The sequence below is a fragment of the Myxococcus xanthus genome (assembly GCF_013116825.1).
Classification (GTDB): Bacteria; Myxococcota; Myxococcia; order Myxococcales; family Myxococcaceae; genus Myxococcus; species Myxococcus xanthus_B.
On the sequence record NZ_JABFNS010000233.1, the window covers coordinates 1 to 6,942 of the forward strand.

General features: G+C 68.3%; 8 protein-coding genes and 1 pseudogene. 3 read left to right on the forward strand and 6 right to left on the reverse strand.

Annotated features, from left to right (window positions below):
- The 4 genes and pseudogenes from HNV26_RS36335 to HNV26_RS36350 all read right to left on the reverse strand — a co-directional run.
- Nucleotides 1–332, reverse strand: a pseudogene (locus HNV26_RS36335) (tetratricopeptide repeat protein); the annotation flags it as partial.
- Between the two features lie 12 nt (nucleotides 333–344).
- Complete coding sequence (locus HNV26_RS36340; RefSeq protein WP_171445451.1) at nucleotides 345–869, reverse strand: cytochrome c-type biogenesis protein; 525 nt, start codon at nucleotides 867–869, stop codon at nucleotides 345–347.
- A 100-nt stretch (nucleotides 870–969) separates the two neighbouring features.
- Nucleotides 970–1,881: a macrolide 2'-phosphotransferase gene (locus tag HNV26_RS36345; protein WP_171445452.1), complete on the reverse strand. Its 912-nt coding sequence runs from the start codon at nucleotides 1,879–1,881 to the stop codon at nucleotides 970–972.
- Nucleotides 1,882–2,037: 156 nt separating this feature from the next.
- A complete protein-coding gene (locus HNV26_RS36350) occupies nucleotides 2,038–2,784 on the reverse strand; it encodes a hypothetical protein (RefSeq protein ID WP_253817376.1) in 747 nt (248 codons plus the stop codon).
- Between the two features lie 155 nt (nucleotides 2,785–2,939).
- Between HNV26_RS36350 and HNV26_RS36355 the strand changes: the two genes are divergently transcribed.
- The gene (locus HNV26_RS36355) at nucleotides 2,940–4,136 is read left to right on the forward strand and encodes an acyltransferase family protein (RefSeq protein WP_253817377.1); all 1,197 of its coding nucleotides are present in this window, start codon (nucleotides 2,940–2,942) and stop codon (nucleotides 4,134–4,136) included.
- A gap of 48 nt (nucleotides 4,137–4,184) precedes the next feature.
- Here the strand turns inward: HNV26_RS36355 and HNV26_RS36360 are convergent, their stop codons facing one another.
- Nucleotides 4,185–4,943: a 2OG-Fe(II) oxygenase gene (locus HNV26_RS36360; protein WP_171445455.1), complete on the reverse strand. Its 759-nt coding sequence runs from the start codon at nucleotides 4,941–4,943 to the stop codon at nucleotides 4,185–4,187.
- A 64-nt stretch (nucleotides 4,944–5,007) separates the two neighbouring features.
- The gene (locus HNV26_RS36365; protein ID WP_171445456.1) at nucleotides 5,008–5,448 is read right to left on the reverse strand and encodes a MarR family winged helix-turn-helix transcriptional regulator; all 441 of its coding nucleotides are present in this window, start codon (nucleotides 5,446–5,448) and stop codon (nucleotides 5,008–5,010) included.
- 69 nt (nucleotides 5,449–5,517) lie between these two features.
- Between HNV26_RS36365 and HNV26_RS36370 the strand changes: the two genes are divergently transcribed.
- Nucleotides 5,518–6,255, forward strand: coding sequence for a DUF1428 domain-containing protein (locus HNV26_RS36370; RefSeq protein WP_171445457.1), 738 nt, complete (start codon nucleotides 5,518–5,520; stop codon nucleotides 6,253–6,255).
- A 27-nt stretch (nucleotides 6,256–6,282) separates the two neighbouring features.
- The coding region (locus HNV26_RS36375) for a TPM domain-containing protein (protein ID WP_171445458.1) at nucleotides 6,283–6,942 on the forward strand (660 nt) is incomplete at its 3' end.

Below are 6,942 nucleotides of genomic sequence, written 5' to 3' on the forward strand. Positions count from 1 at the left end.
GCCTGGGGGCGGGGGCGGGCGCCCTCACCGGAGGCCTTGCGCTTGAGGTGCTCGTCCTTCGCGCGGAGCGCCGCGGCGGCCTCGCGCTCCAGGCGGGACTTCTCAGCGGCATACTGGTCGGCGCTCTGGTTGTGCTTCTCCGCTTCCAGCGCGCGGAGCTGGTCGATGAGGGACTGCGCGCGCTGGGTCAGGTCGTCGAGCACGCCGTCGCGGGGCTCGGCCGACGCCAGGGAGCCCTTGCGTCGCTGAAAGAGGATCCAGCCCGCCGCCAACACGAAGGTGACGGCGAGCACGATGATTCCGGGCAACCAATTCGTCGTCTGCGGCTGCATGGCCTGGCGCTCCTAGCGCTCGAGCTCCCGGCGCACGGCCTGGAGGTACGGGTCTTCTTCATCCGCTGGAGGCGTTCCAGCGGGCGCGGCCGGGGCCGCCGTTTCTTCCGAGGTCGTGGCCGCGGGCGGGGGCTGCTCCGCGGTACCCGCGCCGCGCTTGAGCTGCCGCCAGATGACGAAGGCGCCCACGGCGACGAGCCCCACCGGGCCCAGCCACACGAACCAGTTGAAGCCTTCCGCGCGAGGCGACAGCAGCACCCACTCACCGTAGCGGGCGACGAAGTACTCGACGATTTCGGCGTCGCTCTTCCCCTCGGAGACGAGCTCGCGAATCATGTCGAGCTGGGCGCGCGCCATGGAGGACGGGCTGTCCGCCACGGACAGTCCCTGGCACACGGCGCACCGGAGCTGCTTGCCCAGCGTCTGGGCACGCGCCTCCAGCTCCGGCGCGAGCGGGTCACTTCCCGCCTGCTGGGGCGCGAACTGGCCGGTGACGAGCGTGAAGGCGAGGGACAGGGACAGGAGGGCAGCGGTCATCAAAGCTCCATCGAGCCGTCCCTACCTAGCGCCCCAGGCCGTGATTGGACAGTGAAACCTGAGCGGCGGGGGGGCTGGCCCGCCGCCCGGCCCGCTGTGCCTACATGGCCGCTTCAGGGTTCAACTGCGCCTGGGCGGCCGCCCGGTGCTCTGGCTGGCCGGTGATCAGCGCGAAGAGGGCATAGCCGGCGGGTGAAGCCGCGAGCAGTTCCTCACAGTGGTCGCCCAGGCGGTCTGGGACTCGCCCGCCCGCCTTCACATAGGCGTCCACGGTAGCCTCGAACACGGCGTCCACGCCGAGCATCTTCTGGAAGACGAAGTCGCGCGCCGGATCTCCTACCTTTGCAGTTGTCCAATCGAGGACGCCGGTGATGGTGTCGTCCGGAGCCAGCAGGACATGCGCGGGGTACAGCTCCCCATGCGTCAGCGTGACGAAGCGGGGCCAATAGGAGTCGTCGCCCAGCCAGCGTTCCCAACGCTGGAGGAGGGCGGGCGCCACGTCGAAGGCCTGCTTGACGCGGGCGATGTCGGAGGCCCAGTTGGCGCGGACCTGGTCGGGCGTCTCGACGATGAGGCCCGCTCGCCGGGCATCCTCGATGTCGATGGCGTGCATCCGGGCCAGGAGCTGGCCGAACTGGCGGGCATAGACGGGGGACTCGCGGTCGAAGTGCCATACGGGCTCGCCCGAGGCCGGGTCCAACGTCAGCCCGGGCCTGCCCGGCAGCGCCGGATAGGCGATGAGGTCCCGGTGGGCGACATGCCACCTGGGCACCGCCACGCCGAGCCGGGGGCCGACGAAGTCGAGGATCTTCTTCTCGTCCGGGAGCTTCGCGGAGACGTCTTCACGCCGGGGGATGCGGAGGATCCACGGCGTATCTTCGACGTCGCGCGCCATCACGACGCGATAGTCCAGTCCGGCCTCGTTGACCGACAGGGTGTCGGGTTTGAGATTCAGTCCGTGGTGGCCGGCGAGCTCGACAAGCTGGGGGGCATCGTTCGGGGAGGAGGGCATCCAGGGCGTCCTTTCAGGCCAGCACGGTCATCACGCCGGCCGCGCGGGCCAGGGCTTCGGGGGGGAGCACGGCCGCCGGGGAGACTGGCTCCGGCGGGCCATGCGTGAGGCGCTCCGACCCGGCCGGGGCACTCTTCCTGACATCGCGGCCGGGAATCAGAAGCGCCCGTCCACCAGGAGCCCCCCGGAGTTCGGGCCGATGACAGGCGTCAGGCGGGCCTGGATGACGGATGGCCGCTTTCGTGGGCCTGGGGCTGGCGCGGGGACATCTGACAGGCCCAACTCCTGGCGCAGGCGTTTGTTGTGGCCATCCGCCAGTTCGCGGGCCTCGCTGGAGGCGATGGGATGGGGGTTGTAGAAGATGCCCCACCACAGCAGTCCTGCTCCCACCAGGCTCACGCCCATTCCCACGAGGAACATGTTCCGCTCCCGGCGGCGGGTCGCGAAATTGCGGTCGATGCACGCCGAGAAGTCGTTGCCGAGCTCGCAGTCTTCGGACTGAACGCCTGGCGTGGCGATGCCGTAGACGAGCCCGCCAATCATCACGACTCCCCCGACGATCTTCAGGGTGAGCTTCGTGGCGCTTCTCGACTGGTACGCCGCAACGAGGTCGTCTCGGCCGAGCTTTTGATAGAACGCCTCACCCTCCAGTGGCTTCTTGTATTTCCCCTCATACGGGACGGTCCAGCGGCTCGGCGGGCTCCCGACGGCCAGTGGCGAATACGACAGCGTCACCGCGATGTACTCATCGAACCCGATGTGCCGGAGCTCATATTGCTCCAGCGCCTCTTCTCGGCTGAGGGTCGGGCCGCTTTCGGCGATGGGGGCGGGGCTTTCCGTCTCCTCGTTCGCGAGCGTGGGGGTGGTGGTCAGGAGGGCAATGATTGCCAGGAATCGGGGCATGAGCGCGCGCTTCATATGGGAGTTGCCACGACGACTGCAAGGTCATGGCCTGACGTGCTGGCCTGCCGCGACGTGCGAGGATTTGCCTCGGTGTACAGTTCCTGAAGGGCTCGGGTGGGGCGCCTCCACCGTTTCCAGCTATGGTCCGCCCAGAGATGAAGACCGAACCCTCGGAGTCGCTGCGCCTGCCGGAGTACCTTCCCGCGTTGGATGGGCTGCGCGGCGTGGCGGTGCTGATGGTGATTGCCTACCACTCACTGACAGGGCTGCGCAGCGCATCACTGGGCGCACTCTTCCAGGTGGGCTGGGCGGGCGTGGACCTCTTCTTCGTCCTCTCCGGCTTCCTGATTACGCGCATCCTCGTGCAGACGCGTGAGCGTGGAGGCTACTTCCGTACCTTCTACGCGCGGCGGGCGCTGCGCATCTGGCCCCTGTACTTCCTGGTGCTGGCCTTCTCCTTTGGCTTCATGGGGCGGCTGCTGCCGGCCCTGGCCTTCGATACCCAGCGCTACTCCTGGGTGACCTACGCGCTGTACCTCCAGAACCTGTGGATGACGGACTTCGGTCCCGCGCCCATCAACGTGACGTGGTCCCTGGCCATCGAGGAGCAGTTCTACCTGGTGTGGCCGCTGCTCGTGTTCTTCCTCCGGAACGGGCAGCTCCGCGCGCTTCTGTGGGCGTGCGTGCTGCTGTCCCCGCTGGCGCGCCTCGCGGCCTTGTGGGAGGGCGCGGCGCCCATCCAGGTCTACACCTTCACGTTGTTCCGTCTGGATGGACTGGCGCTCGGTGGCCTGTTGGCGCTGGGCGTGGTGGATGGCCGCGCCACGGCGGACGGCCTGTCACGGTGGGGCGCGCGGCTCGCGGTGCCCGCGTTGCTCGTGGCCTGCGCGTTGTCCCTCGTCTTCTTCGGCCAGGGCGCCGCCATTCACATGGCAACGGCGCTCACGGGGCCGGGCGGCCCCGGGGTTCGCGTGCTGCTGGTGGCGGGCCTGTACACGCTTTGGGCGGTGGGCTTCGCCAGCCTGCTGGGGTGGGTGCTCTCCGGGCGCGCGCGGGTGCTCCAGGCCGTGTTGCAATGGCGGCCACTGCGCTTCGTGGGGCAGGTGAGCTACGGGCTCTACCTGTTCCATGCGCTCGTCATCCCCGCTGGCGGCCATTACACGCGGCCGCTGTTCTACCGCTTCATTCCCTCGACCTTCGTCGCTACCGCGGTGGGCATCCTGTTCGAGTACGCGGTGCTGCTGGCGCTCACGCTCGCTTCGTGGCGCTTCTTTGAGAAGCCCTTGCTGCGTCTCAAGGACCGATTCACGCATTCGGAAGCCGCGGGGAAAGCCGCGTCTCCCACGGCATGAGGGGTGGCGCCGCGCGGGCGAGCGCCGTACCACGAATCGATGCGCCAGCTACGAGCGCGGTGGTGCCCAGATGGCGCTGTGGGGCTCCGGCGCGTTGGGGGCTTCCTCCGCGGTGTAGAAGTAGGCCGCGACCGCGGCGCGCCCTCGTCCCTCGGGGCACGCCAGCGCGGCGGGGTGGCCGTGCCAGTGGTCGTCGCCATGGGCCATCACGACCAGGCGATCCAGGAGGGGGGCGATTCGCGTCTCGCACCGGGAGAGGTCCGAGCTCCACAGCTCGAGGTCTCCTCCCCAGGCGGGTTCCCAGCCGGGGTTCAGGTAGTAGAGGACGGTGAGCCGGCGGGAGAGCGCGCGGAAGCGATCACGGTTGAAGTCGGCGTGCAGCGCCAGATGCCCTCCTCGCAACGTGAGGTGCAGCCCGGCGCCTCGGAAATGCGGGTCCGGGATGAGCCCTTGCACCCCGGTGAGTGACTCCAGGAAGTCGATGAACGCCATGCCGGAGAACTCCGAAAGCAGGTGCCGGAGCGCTCCGGGGACGTCTTCGAACGCCTTGCGCTGAAGCTGTCCCAGTCGAGCCGCCTGTTCGGGGTGGTCGCGTCGCTTCCAGTTTGCCTCGGTCGCGCCCGGGAAGACCCCGGCCAACTCGGACGCCAGCGGCCCCCCCAGGAAGCCATCGATGACGGCGTGGGGATGGGGCCGCGCCGCGCTGTAGCTGGCACGATGGGCCAGCGCGAGCGAGCGGAGCGCCGTGCGGCTGAAAAAGAAGCTCGGTCCTCGCAGCGGGCCTTCGTCGTGGGTCGCGATGCTCACGGGCCCCCTATAGCAGAACGCGCGGCGCACGCTGTCGGCGCCAGGGCACCCTCTGGCAGAGGACTCAGGAGAGCGCCCGCAGTCCAGCCCGAAGGGCGTCGACATCGGTTTGCGCCAGCAATCGCTCCGTCTCTTCGTTCATCCTCTGCCAGTGGGGCAGCGCGGATTGAAGGAGCTGGAGCCCTGCGTCCGTCAGCGACAGCAATCGCCCGCGGCGGTCGGCCGGGTCGACGGTGGTCTTCACCAGCCCGCGCCTTTCGAGCGGCTTCAGGTTGGCTGTCAGCGTGGTCCGGTCCATCGCCAGGAGCTCCGCGACGGGGCCGATGGACGGCGGCTGGGGGCGGTTGAGCGACATCAGCAGCGAGAACTGTCCATGCGTGAGGCCCACGGGGCGCAGGGCTTCATCGAAGCGCCGCGCCAGGGCTCGCGCTGCCTGCTGAACCACCAGGCAGAGACAGTGGTCACGGACGTGAAGCGTCGTGGCGAATGGGACGGCTCGGGACATTGACAAGCGTGGTTATGTTGATATCAACCTTTATTGTCAACGTGAGAGTATCTTCGCTGGAGAGTTGCCATGGCCTACATCGATGGATTCGTGTGCGCAGTCCCCTCGGCGAACAAGGAGGCGTACCGGCAGGCCGCCATTGCCGTTGCGCCGCTGTACAAGGAGTTTGGTGCGACGCGCTTCGTTGAGAACTGGGGGGACGACGTCCCTGAAGGCAAGGTTACCGACCTGCGGCGCGCGGTGAAGGCCGCGCCGGATGAGGTCATCGTCTTCTCCTGGATTGAGTACCCCAGCAAGGCGGTGCGCGACGAAGCGAACGCGAAGGCAATGCGTGACCCAAGGATGAAGGAGATGGGCGCGAACATGCCCTTCGATGGGAAGCGGATGATCTTCGGCGGCTTCGTTCCCAGCCTCCATGAGGGCTCAGCGGGCAGGCCCGGCTATGTCGATGGCTCCCTCGTGCCGGTGCCGGTTGGAAACAAGGAGGCCTACCATGTCATCGCGTCCCGTCTCGCGGCGGTGCTGCTGGAGCATGGCGCCACGCGCGTCGTCGACGCGTGGGGAGACGACGTCCCCGACGGGAAGGTCACTGACTTCAAGGGCGCGGTGAAGGCCACCGCGGATGAGCAGGTCGTCTTCGCTTGGATTGAGTGGCCGTCGAAGGAGGCGCGCAACGCTGGGTGGGGGAAGGCCATGGCCGATCCGCGCATGCACCCGGGCAGCATGCCCTATGACGAGGGTCGCAGGTCCCACGGCGGTTTCGTGCCGATGCTGGTTGAGACGGCGGCGACGGGCACGGGCGCATAGACGCTGAATGGGCTAGCGTCGACACCCATGCGCACTTGGATGTGCTGGGTGTTCCTGGCTTGTTGGGCTCTTGGCGTTCCAGCCCTGGGTGTCACCGTGAAGGAAGTGCCGCGGCTCGCGGCCAACGCATGGTCCGTGGACACGACCAGGACACTCTCGCCGCAGACGCTGGCGGAGGTGGACCAACTCGGCAATGCCTTGGTCCGTGATGGCCAAGGCCAGCTCGCGGTGGTGGTGGTCGACACGACGGGACGCCAGCCGCCGCGCGCCTTCGCGCTGGAGCTCTTCAATCGGTGGGGGCTGGGCACGGCCGGTCGTGACGACGGCGCGCTGCTCTTCATCGCGATCGAGGACCGCGCGGCGGAGATCATCCTGGGTGATGGCGTGGATGGCCCGAATGAGCAGGCGCGCAGTGACGCCATCATGGCGAACGACGTGGTTCCCGCCTTCAAACGGGGCAGTCCGAACGACGCGGTGCTGGGAGGCGCACGGGGGCTGCATCAGCTCATCGTGACCTCGGAGCTCAATCAGCCCCGCGACGCCCAGGAGGCGGCATCGGCGTGGGATCCCAGTCTCGAGGGGGCCGCATGGTCGGAGGACTCCGCCGTCACCCTCGTGTCTGAAGGACCGATTGAGCCGGAAGGAGACCTGAACGTTCCCGCCCTGGCGGGAGGGGTGGGGCTCGTG